This is a genomic window from Bacillus sp. FJAT-28004 (genome assembly GCF_001280845.1).
In the GTDB taxonomy this organism is placed as follows: Bacteria; Bacillota; Bacilli; order Paenibacillales; family Paenibacillaceae; genus Pristimantibacillus.
This window is the reverse complement of record NZ_LGHP01000003.1, coordinates 384,142-407,925: the sequence shown is the minus strand read 5'-3', so window position 1 is coordinate 407,925 and position 23,784 is coordinate 384,142. Positions and strand designations below refer to the sequence as shown.

Here is a 23,784-nt window from a genome sequence, read left to right as displayed (position 1 = left end):
GTGGAACTAGAGTTGCTTACACCGGAAGTATGGTTAGCGGAACAAAAAAGACTCATCGGCTTTGCCATTCGCTTCGGGGATAAGCGACTTGCAGTATCGACTATACATGCGCTTAGAAAGCTCGATGCCTCATTATTACAAGAAGGAGTGAACCGCCTATGCAGCGCGGTCGCAGTTGTCGCCAAGCAGGGAAGCCGCGTCGTCGGCTTTGGCTTTGCAGAAGACGGAGGCGAAGCCGCTTGCATGGTCGTCGTTCATCCCGAAGCTAGAAGCCTCGGGATTGGCAGTTCACTCGTCAAAGCCATGATTCAGCGTTTAGGCAAGCTCACTTGCAATGTGGCAACGGACAACACCGCAAGCATGGCATTATGTTTTCGTTTAGGAATGACTGCGGTATCCATGCATAGAGGTCCTACAGGCAAACCGACGCTACGCTTTGAAAGGAGAACCACAAATGAAACAGCCTGTCCTAGGCATCCTGACTCTATACCTCAATGAAGCCGGCTTACTGGAGGAACGTTCCATTTATCAGAAAATGACTTCCGCTGGACGAAACCTGGGACTAAGCGTCTTTGTGTTTACGCCAAAGGACGTCAACTATAAAGATAATAAAATTCATGCACAGTTCTACAATCTTGACACAAAAACGTGGTCACGAAGATGGACATCGTTTCCAAATATGATTTATGATCGCTGCCGTATTCAACGAACCTACCGCTTTGAGCAGCTCAAGAAGTTTCGCGAACACTATGGGCATCTTACGTTTCTTAATCGCCCACTTCGTAACAAATGGACGATCCACAGCATATTAACGAAAGATTCTCGTTATAAGAGCTATCTGCCTGCCACGAAGTATGTGAACGACAATCAAGAGATTACCGACATGATCAAGAAATACACTCGCGTGTACCTCAAACCCATCAATGGAACCGGCGGCAGAGGTATCTTGCGAATCGAGAAAGGCAAGGACGGACAGCTTCACATTCAGGGCCGCGACCAATCCAGGCGCATTATAAGGCCGCAATTTATTTCGACTGCAGAATTAAACAGCTATTTGGAACCTTGGAATTTGAAAGGCAAACGCTATATTGCCCAGCAGGGCATTCAAATAAAGCTTGCTAGCGGACGTGTGCATGATTATCGGATGCTGGTTCAAAAAAACAGAGAAGGCAATTGGGAAGTCACCGGATGTGCAGGAAGAATCGGAGCAGCAGGCAGCATTACTTCTAATTTACATGGCGGCGGCCATGCAGCTACAATGAGCGCCTTGCTAAAGGAATGGCTACGTGATGAGAGCAAAGCAAAGCAGGTCAAGGAAGAAGCGGAGAAGATCGGGGTCGGCATTGCCGCTTATTTAGAGCAAAATTGTGGAAGACTTTGTGAACTAGCTCTCGATTTGGCGATTGATCGAAAAGGCGGTATTTGGCTGCTCGAGGTTAATCCGAAGCCAGCTAGGGAAGTATTTGCACAGGCGGGAGAGAAGGAGGTTTATCGCAAAGCGATTATTCGGCCTCTGGAATATGCACTCTGGCTTTATAACCAGAAGAAGCGAAGGAACGGAAAAGAGGTTCATGTTACCGCAGCGGATATGGAGTAATGATATGGCCGAACGTTTGAAAATCATAGCAGCAAAGCTCACACCTGCAAGGGACTGCGCCTACAAGAGGCCTCCCCTAACAGGTGTTTTTTTGCTATACATAAGCTTTAACTCAGAAAAACCGATCGTTATTGTACCAGCAAAGGAAGAAGCTCGCGGAAATCGCTAATCAGCACATCTGCTCCCTCGATCTCGGAAGCACGTCCATATGTCGCATACGCACACCCGATCGTTTGGAGACCGTTACCTTTTCCCGCTTCTACATCGGAAGATCGGTCTCCTACCATCCATGCCGATTTAATATTGTGATCTTTAAGCAAGCGTGCTACTAAATCGACTTTGCTTGAAGTCTCATATTCTCCTGCACTATATAAACCATCAAACAGAGGTGCAATACCTTTAAACTCAGCGACACCCTTCACATATTCCTCAAGTCCATTGCTCGCCACAAACAGCTTGATCCCACGCGTATGCAGCTCACGCAGCGTTTCCTCTACGAATGGGTAAAGCTGACCTTCACCTTTTTCCAAACCTTCGAGCTCGTATTGTAGCAGCAAGTCATCTGCACGCTTCCGCGCTGCCTCTGTGCTATCCGGCATTACCTGCCGCCAAATATCTTCCAGCAGCATGCCTAAGCAACTAAGCAGACGCTCCACTGGCGGCATCTCATGCTCATAGAGGCCTTCTTTCCTAAGCGTCTCGAAAACGCGGTGATGAACAGGTACTAGCAATTTATCCGTTTCAAACAATGTTCCATCCATATCAAAAATGACAGCTTCAGGCTTACGCAAATTATGTTCACTCATCGCTTTATCCTCCTTCAAAGTCTGCTCTTATCATAACGGAATTCAGGAAATGATCGCAAGACTTGATGAGTCTTAATGACGTGCTTCGTCTACCTCGGAAGCTCGTTCGTCATTTCCGACTAAACATAGAAGCAGGCAGCAACGCTATTCTCGCTAGCGCATAGGGGCCAAGATAGGCGCCGCTGGTCAAAAAAAACATATTTTCGAGCACACGATGCACCTCCGTCATAAACACCGTATCATCAATGAGAGTTTGTGCAATGGCATCCGCTGCTGTTACAAAAAATAAAAATATGGCCGCTACCGCAAGCCCATCCAAAATACGGCTTACTGTGACACTCATTCGACTCAACCAGCCAATGAGGACTGCTCCAACTGCTAATGCAGCACCAATTAAAATGATCATTCGTCATCACCTCATGTGTTAGGTTCGGTCATTTGTTGTGCTCTTAAACCTCGCATTGACTGTTGGAATAAGAATAAGGCGAATTGGCATCTTAACGGCAGCAGCCATCGGCATTTGGGTTCAAACATGGAAAGGAAAGCAGTTGCATATTGAAAAATAGAACCGGATATGTCACACTGTGTGGTGGGTGTGAGGATGAATACCTCCTTGCAGGAAAGGACGTGACAGTTCACGTATGATAAAATGGCTGCTTCGTTCCATGACAGAATTAAGCTCGCGCAAATGGATATCCCGCATATCCGGAAGATTCGCGCAATCGGCTGCCAGCCGTCGATTTATTGCCCGTTTCGCTGCGACATACGGCATAAAGATAGAGGAAGCAGAAAAACCTCTAGCCCAATATAAAACGTTAAACGAGTTTTTTACAAGGCGATTAAAACCTGGGCTGCGTGATGTGCATGCAGATGAAGACTCACTAGTCAGCCCTGTTGATGCCCTCATTACTGGAGTGGGTGCGATAAACAGCGGCACGATTGTTAACGTAAAGGGGCAGGACTATACGATCGAGGAGCTCCTTAACCGATCTCCACGAACTGCGAATTATATGAACGGCTATTATATCGTTCTTTATTTGAGTCCGACAGATTACCATCGCATACATACGCCAGTCAGCGGGCGTGTAGTGGAGCGCGAGCATATCGTCGGCAAGGTTTATCCAGTCAATGACTTTGGCCTCCGGCATATGCGCAGAGTGCTTAGTCGCAACGAGCGGCTAATTACCTATATGCAGCATCATGCAGGGGAAACAGCCGTCGTCAAAGTCGGTGCAATGAATGTAAGCAGCATTCAATATGTACAGCCACTCAAGGAGGAACTGTTCAAGGGAGAAGAGCTCGCTTACTTTGAGTTCGGCTCTACCGTTGTGCTGCTGCTTGAAGATGGAACCTTTACACCGCGTGACAACAACTTGCTTGGCACAAAGGTGCGTATGGGTGAGAAGCTCGGCTCGCTCCACGAAAGCTAGCCGAAGCAGACTAGCTTCAAACCAAAAACCCCGAATTCCTCAGCGATGAGTGAATTCGGGGTTTTTGGTTAATAAGCCTATCTTATCTCCGAGGGGCTTCGTCCCGTATATTGTTTAAATTGCCTGCTGAAAAAAAAGATATCCCGATAGCCCAGCGCATCCGCTACCTCGGTCACATTCATACCCGCGTGCATAAGCAAATGCTGTGCCCGTTCAATTCTCGTGCGAATCATGTAGGTTTGCACAGACATGCCGATCAGCTCTTTGAATTTCATTGAAAAATATCGCGGTGACAGCTGTGCCCGCATCGCTAAATCCTCTACACGATGCGCAATACTTGGATTTTGCCGAACAAAGTTGGCCACCTCATGAATAGCCTCAGTCAATTGGTTGCTTGCCTTCTTCTCAACTGGCAGCTGCTTGTCCTCTCTAAGCAAATGAATCATCAGCTGCTTAAGAACGAGCTGCGCTTCCTCTTCCGCTGCATAAGTCTTCACAAGAAACAGCCTTACATATCGTGAGAGCATATATTCAAAGTCGACCGTGTCATTCAATTGCCTATATCGACTCGGCACAGCATCTATCGTTTCGTTAATCGCAAAATGAATATAGGATAAAACGAGCGGCCGTTGCGGGATATGAGTGGCGCTTGTGTAATCGCCCGGACGAAACAGGAAGCAGCTTCCGGGTCCTACGTCATAGTGAGTACCGTTGACTTCGACTTCCCCTTCTCCGCTCCAAACATAAAATAAATCAAAATTGGCCATCGGCTTCTCGCGTCTCGCCCATCTCCAACCTGGCTCGCATACGATTTTGGCAAACGCAGGTAACAGGATGAACGAATTAGGCGAAATGTGCAGCATAAGGAAACCTCCTGTACAAATCTATGCCGTCATCATACAACAGGGAGAAACTATTGCGCAAGCCAGATAATGTTACGAAAAAATTTGCTTTGTGAATGGTTTCCATCTCTAAAAAAATGTTATAATAGCACCCGACAAGCGTAAACGGCTAACGCCTAATTATACTAAATTCAAATGAATGATTTCGGAAGGATGGAATAAAGTCCATGAACCCACTTGCTCAGCAATTAAACGAGACGTTACAAGCAGAAAGCCCTAACGTCTATGCGATGTTGTCAGACTTAGGCAAAGCGATTTATTTCCCGAAGGAGGGCATTCTCAGCCAGTCCGCCGAAGCAAAAACGAAAGCAACGAAATTTAACGCTACTATCGGAATAGCAACAGAAGGCGGACAACCGATGCACCTTAAGGTCATCCAAGATACCCTCTCTGCTTACAATCCGAAAGATATATATGAATACGCGCCTCCTGGCGGTAAGCCAGAGCTTCGCGCTGCTTGGCGTACCAAGATGATCAAAGACAATCCTTCTCTTGAATCAAAGGGTTTTGGCACGCCAGTCGTTACGAATGCATTGACGCATGGTCTTAGCATCGTGGCTGATCTATTCGCTAACGCTGGTGACGCTGTAATTATTCCCAACAAAAACTGGGAAAACTACGAGTTGACATTCGGTATCCGCCGCGGTGCTGAAATTGTAGAATACCCGCTTTACAATGATCAAACACGTTTCAACAGCGCTGGCCTTCGCGAAGCGTTGCTTGCTCAGAAGGATAAAGGGAAAGCCATCGTAGTACTGAACTTCCCGAATAATCCTACTGGCTATACGCCTGGTCCACAGGAAGGCGAAGAAATCATCGCTGCCATTCGCGATGGTGCGGAAGCTGGAATCAATGTAGTCGTCGTAACAGACGATGCTTATTTTGGTTTGTTTTTCGAAGATTCGTTGCAAGAATCGTTGTTCTCCAAACTCGCTGATCTGCATCCGCGCGTGCTTGCTGTTAAAGTTGACGGGGCAACAAAGGAAGAATATGTATGGGGCTTCCGCGTAGGCTTCATTACTTATGGCTCAACTTCCGCGCCTACATTAAACGCGTTGGAGCAAAAAACGATCGGGATTATTCGTGCGACCATTTCCAGCGGCCCTCATCCATCACAAACGTTCGTATTGCGCGCCTTGACGTCGCCTGAATTCGAAGCTCAAAAAGCAGAGAAATACGATATTATGAAACGCCGCGCTAATCGCGTGAAATCATTGCTCGACAGCGGCCGTTATGGCGATGTTTGGGGGTATTACCCGTTCAACTCCGGCTACTTTATGTGCCTGACCCTAAGTGGTGTTACGGCTGAGTCCGTACGTGTACACTTGTTGAACCAATACGGAATCGGTACGATTGCTCTAGGAGAAACGGATCTACGCGTTGCTTTCTCTTGCATCGAGGAAGAAAATCTTGAAGAGCTGTTCGATACGATTTTCAAAGCGGTTAACGATTTGATTGCTCAAAAAGTATAATAAACACTCGCACTTCATTCGCGAATAATTGCAAAAAGAACCCCTGAGTCAGCATTTCTTTACGAATGCTTCTCTCAGGAGTTCTTTTTTGTATTCAGTCTGCTCTGCTTAGTCTTCATCCTCATCTATCGCAAGCTTCTTGCGCAAACGGGCTGGACGAATGCCGATATACATGACGGCAAGAACAATAGCTATGAGCGAAGGGACGTATACGCCGCCCGCCAAAGCCAGCGGCAAAGCAACAAACAGCCACAGCAGCAGCGTGCACAGCACCATCGCCAAACGATCGATTTTCAAATATTGCTCGATTCGCTGTTTTTCCGGCAATGGGTACACATGCTTCCAAACCGAATAACGATGGATATGACGCAAGCCGCCTAATTGAACAGCAATGAGTCCCATAAAAATAAAAAATACGAGAACACTGCCATAACCAGATAGCGATACGGCTTCAGCAAACCAATAGGTGATGAGGCAGCCGAGAATAAGCAGCCTTAGTATAATTCCGCCCATCTCGGTTCTAAGCATAGATGCCGTATAGAGATAAACGAATGTATTGCAATTCGAATACGGTATCGTACGCAGAATCCAACTTAAATAAGATCTTCTTGCTATACTCGATGGGAGTGTAGGTACATCGATAAACAATCCAAAAAAAACATAATACCGTTTGCGTGTCCTTGCTTCCTCTTCAATCAGCCTTTCCCAAGGAAAAGGATGTTTTGTTGGAAGACGATAAAGTAGCATAGACAATATACCGATGAGCAGTGTAAACCCTGCAGCCTGCCAAGCGGTACAAGTAAGCCAAGCAGCCAGCGTCAATGCTGTCATTGCCCAGCGCAGCACACGCATTAGACGTCGCATGCCAGCCCAAGTCATTCGGCGCTCTTTCCATGCTCCCCATACATTACCCGCCTTCAGAGCGGCAGCTACGACTGCAAGAAGCAATGCGCCGTTAATGGCTGGGCCTTGGTTATAGATCGGCAAATAAAGAAGAAACACAATGGCAGCTAGTATCGAACAAGCAATTGAAGTATGACGGAACGATAAGCGCAAATAACCGGCCATCTCTGCCTCACGCGGCATCATAAAGACGACGTCTCCGGCCCCAAGCCACGTACGAAGGGGACTCCAACATAACACCAGAGTTAATGCAATAACACCGACCGTCGCAAAGGGAAAGCTGGCTGGCATATGACGAATTAAATTTATGTATCCAATCGTGGAGGAGATCAAGATTAAAGACATAAAAGCTGGGAAGCCGCTTTGCCCCATATACCGAAAATAAGGCAGCGTTTCCCCTCGGAATGCCTTTGCTCTTTGCTGCCACATCATCTCCAGCTTGCGAACATGACTCATCAAACGTTGCCCCCAGTAACTAGCTTATAGAAGGCATCCTCCAGAGAACCACCGCGCATCTCCAAGCCTGCAGCTTGTCTGATATCATCGAGTGTGCCTATAGCGACGATTTTACCGTGATGCATGACGATAAACCGGTCACAATATGCTTCGACTGTGGACAGGATATGCGAGCTCATAAGAATGGCCGCTCCCTTTTGTTTCACTTCAACCAGCCGCTCGAGCAAAGAGCGTATACCAAGCGGGTCAAGCCCTAGAAAAGGCTCATCGATGATGTACAGCGGCGGCTCTGCAAGCAGCGCATTCATGATCATGACCTTTTGTTTCATGCCTTTGGATAAGTGAGCCGCAAAGGCTTTACGCTTTGGCGCCATCTGGAATTGCTTCAGCAGCTCTTCCTCGCGTTCCTCATAATGCTTATCCTTTACGCTGTAGGCCATACCCGTTAAGCGTAAATGCTCCTCAACTGTCAGCTCATCAAATAGTACAGGCGTCTCCGGTACATAAGCAAATGCACTTCTATATCGCTCTGTTTCTTCCTCCAGCGTAACGCCATCAACCTTTACTTCTCCAACCTGCGGCTTCATTAAACCTAAAATATGTTTGATAGTCGTGCTCTTTCCAGCACCATTCAGACCGATTAAACCTACCATCTCACCGGCTTTCACCTCAAAGGAGATGTCATGCAGTACGGGTCTTCTCGGGCTATAACCGCCGATTAATCCACTCACCTGTAAAATAGACTCCATCCTATCACCTTCAACCATACAAATTAGTTTATCTAGTAAACAGCATACCGAATTATCGGACTAATATCAAAGAAAGCAATGATTTGTGTTCGAATGGATCATTCTCCAAAACGAAGAAATGGGCAGCCAGAGGCTGCCCATTTCTTTACTGTTGGGATGAATACTACTTTGAAAGCAGATTATACAATACTTGTGCCACTTGAGCTCTTGTGGACACATCCTTAGGACTCAGCTTCGAATTGCTTCCAGTAATAATGCCGCCTTCAAGCAGTACCTTGAACGCATCGCCTGCATAACTTGCGATCTGACTTGCATCACTGAAGTTCGATACAGAATCATTGGTTTGTGCTTTAGGTAGTTCACCAAGCACTTCAAGCGCACGATATAGAAGTGTGAATAAGTCTTGACGTGTAATTTTGCTGTCAGGCTCAAATTTATTGCCTTCTACACCTTTCGTTATACCAAGGCGCTTCGCAGCTCCCAAGTAATTCGTGTAGTAGGTATCGCCTGCATCATCAAAATTAGCTGTCTCTGTTTCATTAGGCGCGATGCCGTATGCTTTCAATAACAAGACGATGAATTGTCCTCTCGTTACTGTCGCATTCGGGCTGTAATGGTTCTCGTCTGTACCTGTTGTAATGCTTCTTGCTGCAAGGAATCCAACTGCATCCTTATACCAAGCGGCACCCGATACATCCGTAAAGTTTACTTTATTGTATCCTACAATGTACTGGGAGAAATGTGTCGTAACAAAGTTTACCGTTCCTGTGCCCGCGTTGTATTTCCCGCGGATCGTTTCCAAGCTGCCGGAATCCGTTACATAGTAGACCACTACAGCATTTGGATCTTCTCCGGCTTTTAAAGTATAAGGCACACTAACTTGCACATTGCTGCCGCCAAAGCTTGTAAGCTGGGTAGTTCCTGCGAATACGGAGAAATCATAAACCGGTCTGTCACCCAAAGCTTCCTTGCCCTCGTCAGTCAGCTCTACTTTCGTAATAATAATGCTGATGTCACCCGCTTCAGCCGAATTGCTGATGCTTTCAATTGCTTTTGCGTCAAAAACGACAGTGCCAACGCCAAGATTGACCTTCACACCCGCATTTGTGCTTGAAGCTACTTCATTAAACGATTTTCTAGGAATGCTCAGCTCTACAGATTTAGTTTTAGCTGTAGCTTCAACCTTAAGCTCAACGACAGAGGTTTTGCCTGCTGCTTCCGCTTTCTTAGCAAGCTCAACCAGGCTTGTAATAGAAGCTGCGGTTGCTTTCGCTACGGTTGCTCCTGTCGCAGCATCGGTTGTTGCTGTTATCGTTGCTGTTGGTGCTGTACCATCATTATCTCCGCCTGCTGGAGGTGTAGGTGTTGGCGTTGGATTTGGGCCATTGTTTCCACCACTTGGAGGGGATACATAATTAGGTACAATGACATCTAGCACTGCGCCGGCATTATAGCCTTCTTTAGCCGCAAACCTCACGTTGTAAGTGCCTGATGATAAACCAGTAATAGATGGCGCTGTAGCCGCTTGATAGGACTCAGCTCCTGACAGCTTGTATTCAAGTGCTGTCGTTGTTCCTGTAATTTGTCCATCATTATTAGCTGAAGAGGTAGGAGCTACACCCGTCAAGCCAGATGGTTCTAGCTGCTCTTGTAGAGCAAACGCTTTGATAACGATATCAATTGCTGGGCTTGCACTGAATCCAGGTTTAGCTGCAAATCTGATATTGTAGGTGCCTGCTGCGAGACCAGTGATCGCTGGTTCTGTTGCCGCTTGATAAGTATCCGTTCCATCTAATCTGTATTCTAGAGCTGCAGTCGTTCCTGTAATTTGTCCATCGTTATTAGCAATCGTTGTCGGTGATACGCCTGTTAAGCCAGTCGGCGCTTCTTGCGCTTCCTCGCCATAAGCCGGAATAACAACCTCAACTCTAGGACTTGGGCGATATCCCTCTTTTGCCGCATAACGAACATCATAAGTACCGTAAACAAGATCTGTAACAGACGGTTCTGTTGCACGAATATAATCGGATAACGAATTAGACAACTTGTATTCAAGCGCTGTCGTCGTTCCAGTAATTTTACCGTCATTGTTAGCTGCCGTCGTTGGTGCAACGCCTGCCAGCCCTGTTGGTGCAGCTTGGTCTTGAATAAAGGATGGAACCACTACGTTTACAGCTTCGCCCGCTTTGTACGAAACAGCTGCGGGAATTCCTGCTGTATGAGGACCATTGTATCCAAGCTTGGATGCATATCTAACATTGTAAGTACCTGGCACTAAGTTAGTTATTGCATCACCAGTTACAGCCTTGTAATCCGTTTCACTTTCAAGCTTGTATTCAAGCGCTTTACCTTTCGTTCCTGTAATTTGACCATCATTTTCATCGGATGAGGTTGGTTTAACCGCTGTCAGCCCTGTTGGTGTAGCCTCAACTCTTGCGAATAGGCTGTTCAAAGCATTCGTATAGTTATTGTAATTCACACCAGTAAGCCCGCTGCTTACATAATCAGGTTGAATATTGGTCCAAGAATACATCAATTCAATATGCCCAAGAATCGGAGCTCTGTTGCCATCAGCATCCTTGTTGTCTTTGTTATATTGAAAGAGGTAAGGAACCTGAGCTTTGCTTGCGATTACTTCTACGCCGTTCTCATTCGTATACTTTACATTGTTGCTTGCTTTTACATATTGTGTTTTGATATCAGGCAAATATTTGTTAATCAAATCTACATACAGATTGGCGTAAGGATGATTCGTATCTCTTGTTTGAAAGAATGTTCCGTTATGCGGGTCAGCGTTCTCGTCTTTATTAAGATCCAGAATCGAAATTCCTGAATCCAGCTTGGTGTCCCAAAAATAAACTTTATCAATATTATTTTTTTTCGCATACTCGTTAATAAACTTAATGGCTGCTTGCGTATTCGGGCACCAAGAGCCGCCGAATAAGATCGTATAATTCCCTTCGCTCTCGAGAATCTTCGTCAATTGGTGATAGGTTACATGTTCAAATACGAGCTCGCCATCCGATTCGTCAAAAATAACTGTTTCTTTTTTATTGATGATTGATCCGTTTCTAATGAAAGCTGCTTTGATAGAATTCGAACGGTTAATCGTATCAAATGAAGTGATTCCTTCAAATACTTGACTCACTTTTGCTTTGTAAGCATCTACTTTGCCCGTGTCCAAAACACCATTTGTTAAGTAATCGTTCCATACATTCGTTGAAGCCAAAGAGGAAACAATTTTCTTTTTGTTATACACAAACAGGAATGGTGCTTCAATTTTTTTCGCTGAGCCTTCTGAAATTACTGTGCCTTTATTGTCTTTTTTCGTATAGCTGACGATATCTCCTGCTGGAAGTACTTCATCGAGGTTCGTTAAATATTTTTTGACCAGCTCGACATATGCTTCTGCAAAATCAAAAGTGTTGCTGCCAACTTTGATTTCTTTCGTTTGCGTTTCAGCAATTTCTAGTGATTCGCCATCTAACCTCGTGTCAAAGTTATAAATGGTTTTCACGCCATATTGCTTCGCCACCTGATTAATAAATCCTATATTCGCTTGCATTTTATCGCTCCAAGCCCCGCCAAACAGAACAACATACGTCCCTTCGCTGTCAAAGAGATTAATAATATCTTCATAGGTTACGGTTTGAAGAATATGGTTCTCATCCTCCAAATGATCATACACATTATTAAAATAGTTATAATGGCTGGCGCCGCTATTTACTAGAGTTTCCGAAGCTGGATTGGCATTAACAATATTGGCAGCTGGCAAAATTAATAACGCAGCCAATATAAGGGCTAACCATCTTTTGGATGCATTTAATTGTAATTTCATGTTCATTCCTCGTTTTCATCAAATTTTGTCGTTGTGCCAAGTGTGAAATATGTATTCTCCACTAGTCGCTTCAAGATTTCGTGCAGGGTGCCGGTCATACGAGGCTGATCTTCCTCGTATGACCACCCCCATCTCATAACTCATGATACGTATTTCTTGTTTCTAGCAGATTTCTTCTTCCGTCGTCGATGGTGCTGACTGTTGACCTTCGGAAGACGAGGATGATGATGAAGAGGCTGGAGCCTCTGAGGATGAGGACGATGCTTTCGGCTGTACCGTATCTTTTTTCACGAATGAGACCGAATTAGATGATTTCTTTTCTTCTTTCGCAGCTGGCTCCGCTGGTTTCGATTGCGTTTCTTCTTTCACAACAGGTGCTGATGCTTTTGGTTCCTCTTTTACAACGGCTGCTGCTTTAGGCTGGCTTTCTTCTTTCACAGTCGTTGCTGCTTTAGGCTCGACAGCCTTTTTCGGCTGTGTTGCTTCTTTTTCTACCGATGTATTTGCTTTAGGTGCTGCCTCTTCCTTTACTGCTGCAGTTTTGGTTGCCGGCGCAACTTCCTTTTTATCTACAGCAAGGCTAACTTTTGGCTTATCCTCTTGTTTCGTTTCAGCTTTTTCTGCTTCCGGTTGACTAACCTCTATCGATTCCGCAGTACTTGCTTGCGGTTGTTTTTCACCTTCTGCTGCGCTTGTGCTTACCTCTGGTTTTTTCTCATCTGTCTCAGCAATAGTAATGATTTTGGATTGATTCTCTTCTGTTGCTACGGTAGTAATTGCAGGATTGTTCTTCACTGCAGGAGCACCTTGTGCCTGTTTGGCAGATACGACCACATAGGTCAAGGCTGAGAAGGCTATTGTTGCAGAAATTAATGTTAGTGTTAGTTTTTTCATGATTGTAAACATCCCTTTCGTTTCGCTCATTGAGCTTTTTTTGTTTTTTTTGGATAAAAAAAGGAGACCCAACAAGGCGCAGAACTGCGCTCCTATTGAATCTCTGGTGGTCCAGTAGATTATCTTCTTTTGTCATCCCACAAAATGGTTCTTCAACTCACTTTGAATATATTCCTATATTATTCCTCAAAAACAGCCCTGTCAACGATTTTTTAATTTTTCCCATCGTTTTTGTCGGAATTAATGATATTGATATTAAAACGTCTGATTCTTATTCATTATTTTAAATTCTGCCGTACGATCCTGCGTACTAATGAACTTTATAAGCAGTGAGATTTTATTGTCGACATTTATGTTGCTCCAGTAAAACTGAGCAGTTTCATCCATTGAATCAAATAAAGGCACCTCTAGCGGTTCTCCATCGAAAGGTCGAAGCACACCTTTTCCCTCACCTTTATAAGTGTGAAGGCAATGACCTGTTCCTTTTGTAAAAGGATTATAATGAAAGAAATGACGTATGCATACGGACGGATCATTTTGTCTAGTTTTCAAGATGGACAAAATGTATGTTTCCGATTGCGTGTCTATTACACCTGAAATACGAGGCGTATAATGGGGTGCATCCGGTTCAAACTCTCTGCTTTTCAACGAGTCTTCAAACGACTTTCCTTTGACATAACCTGCATAGATAGTGTCGGTCTGATCTCCATTGGAAATGATGTGCATCCCATTTATATTCTTTATAGGATAATAGATAATCAATGAAGGGTCTTCCATTTTCGCGGCATCATATGCTGTGTTTCTTACAAATTGCTGATCACGCTCGAAGATTCGGTTACGACTGTTCGCACTTCTTCCCATTATCCAATAAACTTGTACATAGTGTTTCCCTGATGGGCTCATCCCCACAATTATGGTCCTGCCAGGATACGGATCATCAAATAACTGATTTTCAAATGAATGCAATGTACTCACCTCAATTTTTTTTTTTTCAAAAAATACTAAAGCTTCTTTGAAAATAAAAAAAGCATCTGATCATAGATCAAATACTTTGCCCAGGCGTACGACATATGAAATATGTGCTCCCTCGTGGTCATCCACGTTTACGCCAGTTGCACACACCTAAAAAATTACATTTATTATAGTTCGATATAACAATTAAAATCAAGCTCTTTTTAGCAGCCTGTCTGTAAAAGCACTTTGTTCATATGTATCAAAATGAAGTAAAACTGAATATTTTGCTTGATTTCAAGTAAAAACAAAAAAGGCATCATCGCAGTGGATGATGCCCATCTTATTCAAAACTTATTTCACTTCAATTGATTTTACCGTTCCGTTGTCGCCTTTCACTTGTACAGATTGACCTACCTTCAGCTGAGAGGAATCACCCGTAATCGCTACGCTCGAATCAATGTTGAATTCCGAGACAACTGGATTTGAATTTTCATAACGAGTAATAAGAGAAACCTTCGTCAGTTTTGCCTCATTATTGAACGTTAATGTATTAATAATTCCAGTCGCCGAGAAAAATGTACTAACAGGAGCAGACTTTATGACTTCAATAAATACGATGCGATTGAGATACGTGCGAACGAGTACCTCGTCACCTGCTCGAAGGGCGCTTACAGGCGATTTCTTATCATCGCGGAAAATAAACACATTCGAGTCTAATGCTAGTGAAACCTCAGTGTTATCTCCTTTAACTACCGTCAGCTTACCATCAGCAGGAGCTGCTTTGAGCTTGCCAGTAATTGCTTGCGCATCATGATCAGGCATTTCAGTATCTGTACGATCTAGAAGCGCCGCTAGCTCTGCACGTGTCACAGGCTGATTAGGACGGAACGTTTTTCCATGCTTATCATCGTAGCCAGTAATAATACCTTTCTGCAAAGCAAGAGCAACGTAACCGACAGATCCTGCAGGAATCTCTTTTGCATCCTTGAAGTCAAGCTTCGTATTGTTAAGCGCCTTCGCTTCATCTTCCAGTTTAAGCGCTTTTACGAGAAGGATCGTGGACCATAATCTGGTTGCGTTCACTTCCGGTTTCACTTCTGATTCTGTCTCGGAGAATAGATCGTTCTCTAGCGCAACCGCAACGTAACCAACCGCCCACGGATATTTTTTTTCAATTTTATCAGCATCTTTAAATTGCAATTCTGTTTTCATTTCCTCTGCTGATTCCGCTTGTGCGCGTAGGCCCATCAATCTAACAGCAGCAGTCAACGTTTCAATCCGACTGATCTTCTTATTCGGCTGAAATGTACCATCCTCGTAGCCAGTAAATACACCCTTCGACGCAAGTCGCATAATGTACTCCATTGCCCATTTCAGATCGTCTTCATCTTTGAATTGCCATGTTACTTTATTTTTATCATCCTTGTCATTCTTATCATGCTTGTCCTCATTGCGACCCTTATCATCATCACGATCGCCTCCATGCCCTTTGCCTTTACCACCATCTGCAAAAGCTGACGTCGCACCGCCTGCAAGCATTAGCAGCGCAAGCGAAGAAATTGCTGTCTTTTTCCACACTGTTTGTTTCATCAAGAAAGCCACACTCCTTTTTCGATTGCGGGTTTTGCCGCATGTTTTACCTTCGCCCATACGTTTCGGGTAAGGTAACTCGATTTAAGAGGGTGGCTTTCAAAATAAATTTTTTATTGTTGTTCTTTCTCGGCCTCACGTTTAGCTTTCAACCACTTAGGAGCACCTTTGTTTTTGCCTTCTCGCTTGCGCTCCACTTTCTTAGGAGCAGGCTTCACCGCTGGCTTTGGTTTTGGCGGAGCAATGATCGCTTTCGTTTCTACAAGTTTCGTTTGCTTCTCTGCTGCTGGTTTACCTTTGCTCTCCACTGCCCGCTTCGACTGCAAAGACTCCGAGCGATCTGCAAGCTTAGCTTCATGACGAGCCGCAAACGGTTTTGTCGCTTCTCTTAGCTCTTCCTCGCTGAGCAGCTTTCCTCTAAACATCGTCCGCTCTGTCAATTCAATGCCCAGCTGCTTACGGAATTTCTCCATGATAAACAGTTCTTGCGGCGTAACAATGGAAACAACCGTACCAGCACGTCCCATACGACCCGTACGTCCTGCACGATGCACATAATGATCCGCATCAGATGCAGGATCAAGCTGAATAACGAGCGGCAGACCCTCAATATCAAGACCCCTCGCTGCAACATCCGTCGCTAGCAGCAACTGGCAACGACCCTCGCGAAAACGTGTCAACGTTGCTGCGCGGCGCTGTTTATCAGCATCACCATACAAAGCCTCGACAGTAAATCCTTCATAACTAAGCTTCGATTCCCAGTTGGAGATATTGTCAGTATCATTTAGGAAAAGCAGCGCTGATGATGGGTTCAGCAAGCGAACAAGCCTTCTCGCCGTATCTGTCTTATCACGCTTGTCGCTCACGATAAAATAGTTGTCGATCGTTTGTGATACGGTATGCTCCGGCGTAACTTGAATACGTTCTGGGTTTTTCATCCAGCGTCCTTCAAAACGAGCCATTTGATCAGGATAAGTCGCGGAGAAAAAAGCAATTTGGTGTTCTTTACCGACGCTGTGCAAAATGATCTCGACCTCTTTCGTCGAGCCAAGCTGAAATACTTGATCCGCTTCATCAACAACAACATTTTTCACATCATTCAACTTCAGCTTGCGCAGCTTTAGCAATTCATGAATGCGTCCTGGTGTTCCAATGACAAGTTGCGGGCGCAGCTTCAATTTCTCTACCTGCCGCTTTAACGCAGCGCCACCGATTAATTGCTGAACACGAATGTTCAGCGGCTCCGCATACACTTCCGCTACACGAACAATTTGCATAGCAAGTTCCTGCGTTGGAGCCAAAATAATCGCTTGAATCGCACTCGAATGCGAATTCAGCTTCTGCAGCAACGGCAACAAATAAGCGAGTGTTTTACCAGTGCCCGTCTGCGACCTCGCCGAAACATCGCTGCCTCCAAGCAAAATCGGTATCGTATTTGCCTGTACATCCGTTGGTTCAATAATTCCATTTGCTGTGAGCTTATTCGCCAGCAGTTCATTAATGCCTATTTCATACCATGTGTGCTTACTCATCTTTAATCCTCTCTCATTTAAACCTTTATTTTCGATTTAACATACCGCCGAATAGCCGATCGATCGTTCGCGGCAGTAATTGATACAGCTTTATACCTAAAGCCGCTGTATTTGGCAGGTCAAGCTCGGCTTTTCTCCGCTCGATTAAACGAATTATTTTTTTCACAACATATTCTGGCTTCATCATAAACCAATTGACATTTTTAACGTAAGAGCCGGAAGGATCAGCGAGCGAGAAAAAAGGAGTATCGATCGGACCTGGATTAACCGCAGATACTTGTATTCCCTGCTCGCGAAGCTCCATTCGAAGCGCGTTGGTAAAGCCGAGTACCGCATGCTTAGTAGCCGTATAGCTGGTTGATTTGGCAGTACCTATTTTGCCTGCTAAAGATGCTATGTTTACAATATGTCCGTTTCCTTGCTTCACCATATGAGGGACAACAGCCTTCGTACAGCGTACAATTCCCAAGTAGTTCGTATCCATCATTTGCTCAAAGCTTTCCACATTCATGCTCATAAAATTCTCGAATTTTCCGTAGCCAGCGTTGTTCAGCAATACATCTATTTTACCATATTCCGCTATGACAGCTTCCACTGTTCGCTTCACCTGTTCATTATCGGTCACATCCATCTGGTAGAACGAGCTTTTCCCTTTTATTGCAGCGGAAATCTCCTTCAACTTCGAGATGTTGCGTCCAGTCAATACAGGGATCGCACCTCGCTCAGCCAGCATTTTAGCCATTAAAGCTCCGATTCCACTTGATGCTCCGGAGATGAAAATCACTTTGCCTCTTAACATCCATCATCACCCATTTACAATTTTACTTGATTGGTATTGCAGACGCAAAAAAAGCTCCCTAAGGAGCCATTTCTATGCTAAGATGCGATTAAAACTTGGATGTCAAGCTCTCCAATGCCTTCCATTATAAGTGGAATCGTCAATGCTTTTTGTGCGGTGAAGCCTGCTGATTGAGCAGACTGGATAACCTTTGGCGGCGTAATGTCTACTCTTACCCCTTGATTAAACAGCATCGTACTTGCATTTCCGCTAATCATATTGCCAAGCTCAGAAATAGCACTCTTTACAATTTCGTCGATTTCAGAAATTACGTATCCGCCCATCATCGCAGAAACCATTTTCATAGCTACTTCTTCACTAAGCCCGAATACAATGTCACCGTTCATCTGTCCGTTGAGTCCGATTTGAATCCAAATATAGTTCTCAACAAACTTGATATCCTTGAGACCTAGTTCTCCAGTCGCTGGACGTATTTGAACGACTTGCTCAATCACGATTTTTGCGGATTCAAGAAACGGGTTAATGTACTCTGCCTTCATTATGAAGATACGCTCCTTCTCGACAAAATTCGCGGTTTGTCTTATTTATTTTATATTATACTTAATTCAATAGGACAAGTATACTATAAATAAAATATATGTACCCAAAGCACTATTTTTTAAAGCGAAAACTGTAGAATATTGATAGGAATGGAGGTCCCTCTTCTATGCCTAACGTATGGGCTCATTTCATATTTGGACAACTTGTATTAGAAAGGCTTGGCGAAAGTACGCTTATTGAATCAGACGAGAAAAAAAATATATTTAATATGGGATGCCAAGGACCTGACTTTTTGTTTTATCATCGTTTTTTCCCTTGGCAGCGTAGTATAGCCTTAAATCGTTTAGGAACTGAAATGCATAATCGCAATTGTGGTCCCGTGCTTGTCGAAATGCTGGATAGTGTCGTTGGCAGATCCGCCTGCCCGAATCGTCCTGATTCCTCTATCCTATACACGCTTGGATTTGTTTTGCATCACATTCTGGATCGAAATCTTCATCCTTATGTATTTAGCAAGTCTGGCTTTCGCAAATGGGACCATCAACGTTTTGAAATTATGATGGACACTTTAATTGCGCGTGAGCTATGGGGTATTGAAACGTGGAAAACCGCAGTCTGGAAGCATATTGATATGAAGGGAGCTTTTCCTCCTCCGATCGTAGACGCTTTCGAGTCGATTGTTGCCATCTATTATGAAGAGCTGGCTCCGCTCATTAAACGTGAGGATTGGAACCAGGCGTATCGTGATTTCACAGCAGCACAGCGCTTATTCCATGATCCGACTGGCATTCGTCAAAAACTAACATTTGGACAAATTGAGCCTTTCATTTATAAAAGAGGAGCAATGCCCTTTGATGTACTAAATCTACAGGAACAACCTTGGCTTGATCCTGTAGATGGCTCTACCTATCACTATGAGAGCGTATGGCAATTATGGGATCAAGCTATAGAAGATGCTATTGAAGTTGTAAGCGCTATCCTGACTTGGTTAAGGGCACATGAGAGTCCACAATTCACAAAGGAGGAGCGTTATCATGTACGTCTCCTGCGTGAAGACGCCATCGCCTTCATTGACAATCGTTCCTATGAAACGGGACTTCATTGCGATTCTGGTACAACGATCCGCTTTGCGGATACGGTTTGGGCTGACCAAATTGGGATTATGAAGGCTCCTTGAATTACAAGGAGCCTTTTCCATCTTTTTAATTCCTTTTTTTAACTATACCGCCTTGCTCGTCAAGCTTCTTCTAAAACGCAGCCTAATCAACCTCAAGCGCTCATAAAGCACATCAACAGGCCTATCCAACTGCGATGCTTCCAAAGTCCCATATACTTGCTGCAATACCGGCTTCAAGTATTTATCGCCGACGAGAGAAAGAGCTTCCCATACGAGCTGCTGCTCATCCTCTGGCATCTCTACCAGCTCCCTCGTTATTAGCGATTCCATATCATAGCCCTCTTGTTCTAATTGCTCGATTCGGTCCATTAATTCGCGCCTTGATAGCTCTAGTTCCGCGCCAAGCTGTTCAAGCGACCCGCCCTGCTGCACCATGTTCAAAATATGCTTTTTCGCCTTTTGACGATCCATCAGAGATTTATATCTTGATTCCTTTTGTTTGTACAGCCATTGTGTATAAGCCGCAGTGTCCAATTTATCGTTCACCCATTGCAGTGGAAATTCTGTTTCACGGTTAGCTTCACACGTAATCGCCAGAACCTCTAATCCATATGACATATGTTTTGCGCTGCCCCATCCAGGAATTTGAGTCAATTCCTCTGCTGTCATCGGAACAAAAGCACTGATCATCCATAACATACGATTGGTTGCGATAAGATAAGCGGAACGCTTCTCAGCAATCGCTTTCGTACGTCGCCATTCACGAAGCTGTTGGAAGAGCTCCTGATTGGCGTGGAGTTCACCGTAGCACTGAAGCATCGTTACGAAGCTGCCGGTTGTAGAGCGGCGATCGTCCAGCATGCCATCGAGAATTGGTGCGTACCCTTCCCCCATGACCCTTGCAATTCCGTGACGGAATGCCACGATCATTTCCTCCCACGACGTCCCTTCAAACCAAGTTATCGGATCTTCGCTTTCCTCATTCAACTCCACCCACAGCACTGCCCAAATGCCTTGACTCTCACAGATGGATAGCTGCGCGCTATCAATGTGCTGACCTTCACCAAGCTTCTCGAACGTGTTCAAAAATACGATTTGCATGTTTTCTCAATCCTCCAATAAATAGATGTGGTCACGAATCGGTTGAAGGCAAGGAAAGCGTCCGAACAAGAAAAGAGAATGTCGGAAAACAACAAAAAGCACCTCCTCTGCCTGTGGCAAAGGAGGTGCTTCCTCACGTTTAATGATTCGATTGCTTTCATGCTATCATAATGATTTCTTTATTACAAGCATTTTGTTGATGCATAATCACGCTTGATAAATAACTATTAACTAGGTTATCCAGTATCGTTTTAATCATTTGTTATTGTCCAATTTCTTAAGGCAGACTTTGTTAATAAGATCAGATCTTTAATAATTACAGTACTCTATAAACTTTATAGGGTAGGAACTCTGTAAGGTAAAAGGTAAAGTTTTGGTGAAGTCCATTTAACAATTTATCCATGCAATAGAAATTTTAATTAGGGGGAGCGAGTGGAGATGTCGGTTAAGCTTGGAACAGGCGCTTTTTTCACAGGAAAATACCGGAATCTGTTTAAGATGTACGGTTACAGCCAAGAAGAAATTTGGGGACGTGTCGAGGATACTTGGGAGAACATGTTCAACGGTAATGATGATACGCGGATCTATTTCGAGGCCGGCAGCGATATGGGCTATCTGTTAGATACCGGCAATCTCGATGTACGCACCGAAGGCATGTCCTATGGCATGATGATGGCCGTGCAGATGGACCGCAAGGATGTTTTTGACCGGATATGGAATTGGACGATGACCTACATGTACATGAGTGAAGGTGAAAATGCCGGTTATTTCGCTTGGTCATGCAATACCGATGGCACCAAAAGATCAAACGGTCCTGCGCCGGACGGCGAGGAATATTTCGCCCTTGCCCTCTTCTTCGCATCCCACCGATGGGGCGATGGTTCTGTTCCCTTTAATTACGCGGCTCAAGCACGGAATCTGCTCCACAGCTGTGTGCATAAGGGTGAACATAACGAAGGTTACCCGATGTGGGAACCTTCCAATAAATTGATCAAATTTATTCCTAATTGCAATTATTCTGACCCCTCCTACCATTTGCCGCACTTTTACGAGCTTTTTGCACTGTGGGCCAATCCGGAAGACCGTAATTTTTGGAAGGAAGCTGCTGCTGCGAGCAGAGATTATTTGAAGCTTTCATGTCATCCCATTACTGGACTGGCACCCGAGTACGCCTATTATGACGGCACTCCGAACAACGAACGGGGATATGGTCATTTTTACAGCGATTCGTACCGTGTGGCCGCTAATATTGGACTCGATACGGAATGGTTCGGCGTCGATGCGTGGCAGCATGTGGAAGCGAACCGGATTCAAGCGTTTTTCTCAGGTATTGATCCGTCTGATTACAGACGCTATACGATAGCTGGCGAGTCCTTTGAGGAAAAATCACTTCATCCCGTCGGGCTGCTTGCGACAAACGCGATGGCCTCGCTTGCCAATTTCGACGGACCGCATGCCAAAGCTTGTGTTGATTTGCTCTGGAACACACCGCTCCGCACCGGTGACCGCCGCTATTACGACAACTGTCTCTATCTTTTTGCTATGCTTGCGCTTAGCGGCAACTTTAAAATCTTTATGCCTGCTGAAGAGGGGACCTCCTCGGATTGACATTCCTTCCTGCAGCAGTCGCGTGAAACAAAGAACGGCCACCGCTCCTTCATGGCAGATGGCCGTTCTTTTCATTCCTTACGGATTAGCAGTTCACACTTTAACAAATATTTCGTCGTCAGTACCCGCACGAATTGAAAGCTTGAGCGATTCGTCAAACGCCATATCGGTTGCCTCCTATTTGCTTTCTCCACTTACCGTAATTTGATTGCTGCCGAATGCTGCAACGGAGTTTTTCTTCTCATAGAAGTGGGTCGCTGACGCCATGATTCCTTCCCGTGTATAAAATGGGCTGTCTGGACGTATAGGCAGCTCTACCGCAGCTCCTGTGCTGGATGCTTGATAAATGGCGGTTATAAGCTCAAGCGTTTTTCTTCCTTCCACCCCCGTTACGAGTACATCACCGCTGCCGTTCTCAATCGCGGTTATGACATTATCCAACTGACCTTTGTGCCCTACATAGGTTAAGGAAGCAACACCATCCGCAACAGCTGCAATTTGCTGCTCCAATTCCGGGTTTTCTATAGGAAAACCGTTTTCCTGCGCAGAAGAAGCTGTCACCTGCCATGGCATGGATACCCGCGCTTTCTCCCCTTGAAAAATGAGCTTCTGCTCCTGTCCGTGATGAACGACAGAGCTTGTGATTTGAGCGAGCGCTCGCGGGTAGGACAGAATGGCAACCGACAAATCCTCAACTTCCGCATTATCATGAGAAGTATTAGCCATAATTGCCGTAACTTTATCCGGCATTCCCATCATCCATTGGAACATATCGATATGGTGAACAGCATGGTTTAGTGTGCAGCCCCCGCCCTCCTTCTCCCAAGTTCCGCGCCACCATAAATCGTAATATGTATATCCTCGCCACCAAAAGGAATCAACCTGCGCATGCACAATTCGTCCTGCAAGCCCTGAATCAAGCACGCTCTTAAGCTTCATGATCGCATCGCCGAAACGATTCTGACTTATAACGGAAAGAATTTTTCCTGATGCTACAGCGGCTTCGTTCATTCTATCGCACTCAGCCAGCGAAGATGCCATTGGCTTCTCGACAATGACATGTTTTCCTGCTTGCAGGAAGTCTACCGAAAGATCGGAGTGTGTATACGGTGGTGTGCAAATTGAAACCAAATCGATATCATCACGAGAAAGCAAATCTTTGTAATCGTTTACAATTTCACTACTCAATTGAAACTTCGTTTTCTTGTCTTGCGCGCTTGCAGCATTAATATCGTATAATGCAACAATACTGCAGCGGTTTCCTAATGCCAGATAAGCATCGATATGAGCAGACGATATAGAGCCGGTTCCAATAATCGCAACACGAATCATATAATTCCATCTCCTTAGTCTTTTTCCTTAACTGATAATACTAGTATACAAATAAATCATATGAGTGCATATGACTATTTTTAATAGAAGTAATCACCCATGCTCACATAAGAATATGTACCACAAAATCAAAAAACAGCCGACACCTGCCGTAAGGTTGCCTG

20 protein-coding genes and 1 riboswitch are annotated in these 23,784 nt (G+C 44.8%); of the genes, 6 read left to right on the top strand and 14 right to left on the bottom strand.

The annotated features are described in order from the left end of the window. Positions 1-498 (top strand): GNAT family N-acetyltransferase, encoded by a 498-nt coding sequence (locus AC787_RS29625; protein WP_054028557.1) that lies wholly within the window; start codon positions 1-3, stop codon positions 496-498. Beyond that, positions 455-1,597: a YheC/YheD family protein gene (locus AC787_RS29620; RefSeq protein WP_054028556.1), complete on the top strand. Its 1,143-nt coding sequence runs from the start codon at positions 455-457 to the stop codon at positions 1,595-1,597. Before AC787_RS29625 ends, AC787_RS29620 begins: the two co-directional genes overlap by 44 nt. Before the next feature lie 128 nt (positions 1,598-1,725). Here the strand turns inward: AC787_RS29620 and AC787_RS29615 are convergent, their stop codons facing one another. Both AC787_RS29615 and AC787_RS29610 read right to left on the bottom strand, forming a co-directional pair. Further along, positions 1,726-2,403: an HAD family hydrolase gene (locus tag AC787_RS29615; protein WP_054028555.1), complete on the bottom strand. Its 678-nt coding sequence runs from the start codon at positions 2,401-2,403 to the stop codon at positions 1,726-1,728. A 109-nt stretch (positions 2,404-2,512) separates the two neighbouring features. After that, positions 2,513-2,809 carry a hypothetical protein gene (locus tag AC787_RS29610; RefSeq protein WP_054028554.1) on the bottom strand — a complete coding sequence of 99 codons (297 nt, stop codon included), beginning with the start codon at positions 2,807-2,809 and terminating at the stop codon, positions 2,513-2,515. 235 nt (positions 2,810-3,044) lie between these two features. On the opposite strand from AC787_RS29610, the gene asd reads away from it, so the two are divergent. Next, positions 3,045-3,833, top strand: coding sequence for an archaetidylserine decarboxylase (gene asd / locus AC787_RS29605; RefSeq protein WP_054028553.1), 789 nt, complete (start codon positions 3,045-3,047; stop codon positions 3,831-3,833). A gap of 77 nt (positions 3,834-3,910) precedes the next feature. Here the strand turns inward: asd and AC787_RS29600 are convergent, their stop codons facing one another. Beyond that, the gene (locus AC787_RS29600; RefSeq protein WP_054028552.1) at positions 3,911-4,696 is read right to left on the bottom strand and encodes a helix-turn-helix domain-containing protein; all 786 of its coding nucleotides are present in this window, start codon (positions 4,694-4,696) and stop codon (positions 3,911-3,913) included. A gap of 206 nt (positions 4,697-4,902) precedes the next feature. On the opposite strand from AC787_RS29600, the gene AC787_RS29595 reads away from it, so the two are divergent. Further along, positions 4,903-6,207 carry an aminotransferase class I/II-fold pyridoxal phosphate-dependent enzyme gene (locus tag AC787_RS29595; protein WP_054028551.1) on the top strand — a complete coding sequence of 435 codons (1,305 nt, stop codon included), beginning with the start codon at positions 4,903-4,905 and terminating at the stop codon, positions 6,205-6,207. Between the two features lie 108 nt (positions 6,208-6,315). Here AC787_RS29595 and AC787_RS29590 read toward each other — a convergent pair whose 3' ends face one another. From AC787_RS29590 to AC787_RS29550, 9 genes are all read right to left on the bottom strand, one after another. Continuing rightward, positions 6,316-7,566 (bottom strand): ABC transporter permease, encoded by a 1,251-nt coding sequence (locus AC787_RS29590; protein WP_054028550.1) that lies wholly within the window; start codon positions 7,564-7,566, stop codon positions 6,316-6,318. Next, positions 7,566-8,315, bottom strand: coding sequence for an ABC transporter ATP-binding protein (locus tag AC787_RS29585; protein WP_054028549.1), 750 nt, complete (start codon positions 8,313-8,315; stop codon positions 7,566-7,568). Before AC787_RS29585 ends, AC787_RS29590 begins: the two co-directional genes overlap by 1 nt. Positions 8,316-8,478: 163 nt before the next feature. Continuing rightward, positions 8,479-12,153 (bottom strand): S-layer homology domain-containing protein, encoded by a 3,675-nt coding sequence (locus AC787_RS29580; RefSeq protein ID WP_054028548.1) that lies wholly within the window; start codon positions 12,151-12,153, stop codon positions 8,479-8,481. A 162-nt stretch (positions 12,154-12,315) separates the two neighbouring features. Beyond that, positions 12,316-13,047, bottom strand: coding sequence for a hypothetical protein (locus AC787_RS29575; protein ID WP_152970802.1), 732 nt, complete (start codon positions 13,045-13,047; stop codon positions 12,316-12,318). Between the two features lie 255 nt (positions 13,048-13,302). After that, positions 13,303-14,013 (bottom strand): IMP cyclohydrolase, encoded by a 711-nt coding sequence (locus AC787_RS29570; RefSeq protein ID WP_063847718.1) that lies wholly within the window; start codon positions 14,011-14,013, stop codon positions 13,303-13,305. An 80-nt stretch (positions 14,014-14,093) separates the two neighbouring features. Then, a riboswitch (ZMP/ZTP riboswitch) is annotated at positions 14,094-14,173 on the bottom strand. A gap of 179 nt (positions 14,174-14,352) precedes the next feature. Further along, complete coding sequence (locus tag AC787_RS29565) at positions 14,353-15,591, bottom strand: S-layer homology domain-containing protein (protein WP_054028545.1); 1,239 nt, start codon at positions 15,589-15,591, stop codon at positions 14,353-14,355. Positions 15,592-15,704: 113 nt separating this feature from the next. After that, entirely contained in the window at positions 15,705-17,123 is a 1,419-nt protein-coding gene (locus tag AC787_RS29560; protein ID WP_054028544.1) for a DEAD/DEAH box helicase, read from the bottom strand. A 25-nt stretch (positions 17,124-17,148) separates the two neighbouring features. Beyond that, positions 17,149-17,922 (bottom strand): SDR family NAD(P)-dependent oxidoreductase, encoded by a 774-nt coding sequence (locus AC787_RS29555; protein WP_054028543.1) that lies wholly within the window; start codon positions 17,920-17,922, stop codon positions 17,149-17,151. A gap of 77 nt (positions 17,923-17,999) precedes the next feature. After that, entirely contained in the window at positions 18,000-18,461 is a 462-nt protein-coding gene (locus AC787_RS29550; protein WP_054028542.1) for a chemotaxis protein CheX, read from the bottom strand. 167 nt (positions 18,462-18,628) lie between these two features. Between AC787_RS29550 and AC787_RS29545 the strand changes: the two genes are divergently transcribed. Further along, on the top strand, positions 18,629-19,639 hold the full coding sequence (locus AC787_RS29545) for a zinc dependent phospholipase C family protein (RefSeq protein WP_054028541.1): 1,011 nt from the start codon (positions 18,629-18,631) through the stop codon (positions 19,637-19,639). A 42-nt stretch (positions 19,640-19,681) separates the two neighbouring features. Here AC787_RS29545 and AC787_RS29540 read toward each other — a convergent pair whose 3' ends face one another. Then, on the bottom strand, positions 19,682-20,680 hold the full coding sequence (locus AC787_RS29540) for an HRDC domain-containing protein (protein WP_054028540.1): 999 nt from the start codon (positions 20,678-20,680) through the stop codon (positions 19,682-19,684). A 438-nt stretch (positions 20,681-21,118) separates the two neighbouring features. On the opposite strand from AC787_RS29540, the gene AC787_RS29535 reads away from it, so the two are divergent. Next, entirely contained in the window at positions 21,119-22,288 is a 1,170-nt protein-coding gene (locus AC787_RS29535) for a glycosyl hydrolase family 8 (protein WP_200930786.1), read from the top strand. Between the two features lie 177 nt (positions 22,289-22,465). Here the strand turns inward: AC787_RS29535 and AC787_RS29530 are convergent, their stop codons facing one another. Then, entirely contained in the window at positions 22,466-23,620 is a 1,155-nt protein-coding gene (locus tag AC787_RS29530) for a Gfo/Idh/MocA family protein (protein WP_054028538.1), read from the bottom strand. Positions 23,621-23,784 lie beyond the last annotated feature (164 nt).

What these genes read in the sequence shown, in the direction of transcription:
- AC787_RS29595 (WP_054028551.1), top strand. Translation starts at nt 4,903, where the DNA reads ATGAACCCACTTGCTCAGCAATTAAACGAGACGTTACAAGCAGAAAGC.
- AC787_RS29535 (WP_200930786.1), top strand. Translation starts at nt 21,119, where the DNA reads ATGTCGGTTAAGCTTGGAACAGGCGCTTTTTTCACAGGAAAATACCGG.
- AC787_RS29550 (WP_054028542.1), bottom strand. Translation starts at nt 18,461, where the DNA reads ATGAAGGCAGAGTACATTAACCCGTTTCTTGAATCCGCAAAAATCGTG.
- AC787_RS29530 (WP_054028538.1), bottom strand. Translation starts at nt 23,620, where the DNA reads ATGATTCGTGTTGCGATTATTGGAACCGGCTCTATATCGTCTGCTCAT.
- AC787_RS29560 (WP_054028544.1), bottom strand. Translation starts at nt 17,123, where the DNA reads ATGAGTAAGCACACATGGTATGAAATAGGCATTAATGAACTGCTGGCG.
- AC787_RS29540 (WP_054028540.1), bottom strand. Translation starts at nt 20,680, where the DNA reads ATGCAAATCGTATTTTTGAACACGTTCGAGAAGCTTGGTGAAGGTCAG.
- AC787_RS29575 (WP_152970802.1), bottom strand. Translation starts at nt 13,047, where the DNA reads ATGAAAAAACTAACACTAACATTAATTTCTGCAACAATAGCCTTCTCA.
- AC787_RS29610 (WP_054028554.1), bottom strand. Translation starts at nt 2,809, where the DNA reads ATGATCATTTTAATTGGTGCTGCATTAGCAGTTGGAGCAGTCCTCATT.
- AC787_RS29585 (WP_054028549.1), bottom strand. Translation starts at nt 8,315, where the DNA reads ATGGAGTCTATTTTACAGGTGAGTGGATTAATCGGCGGTTATAGCCCG.
- AC787_RS29555 (WP_054028543.1), bottom strand. Translation starts at nt 17,922, where the DNA reads ATGTTAAGAGGCAAAGTGATTTTCATCTCCGGAGCATCAAGTGGAATC.
- AC787_RS29565 (WP_054028545.1), bottom strand. Translation starts at nt 15,591, where the DNA reads ATGAAACAAACAGTGTGGAAAAAGACAGCAATTTCTTCGCTTGCGCTG.
- AC787_RS29545 (WP_054028541.1), top strand. Translation starts at nt 18,629, where the DNA reads ATGCCTAACGTATGGGCTCATTTCATATTTGGACAACTTGTATTAGAA.
- AC787_RS29590 (WP_054028550.1), bottom strand. Translation starts at nt 7,566, where the DNA reads ATGAGTCATGTTCGCAAGCTGGAGATGATGTGGCAGCAAAGAGCAAAG.
- AC787_RS29615 (WP_054028555.1), bottom strand. Translation starts at nt 2,403, where the DNA reads ATGAGTGAACATAATTTGCGTAAGCCTGAAGCTGTCATTTTTGATATG.
- AC787_RS29600 (WP_054028552.1), bottom strand. Translation starts at nt 4,696, where the DNA reads ATGCTGCACATTTCGCCTAATTCGTTCATCCTGTTACCTGCGTTTGCC.
- AC787_RS29580 (WP_054028548.1), bottom strand. Translation starts at nt 12,153, where the DNA reads ATGAAATTACAATTAAATGCATCCAAAAGATGGTTAGCCCTTATATTG.
- AC787_RS29620 (WP_054028556.1), top strand. Translation starts at nt 455, where the DNA reads ATGAAACAGCCTGTCCTAGGCATCCTGACTCTATACCTCAATGAAGCC.
- asd (WP_054028553.1), top strand. Translation starts at nt 3,045, where the DNA reads ATGATAAAATGGCTGCTTCGTTCCATGACAGAATTAAGCTCGCGCAAA.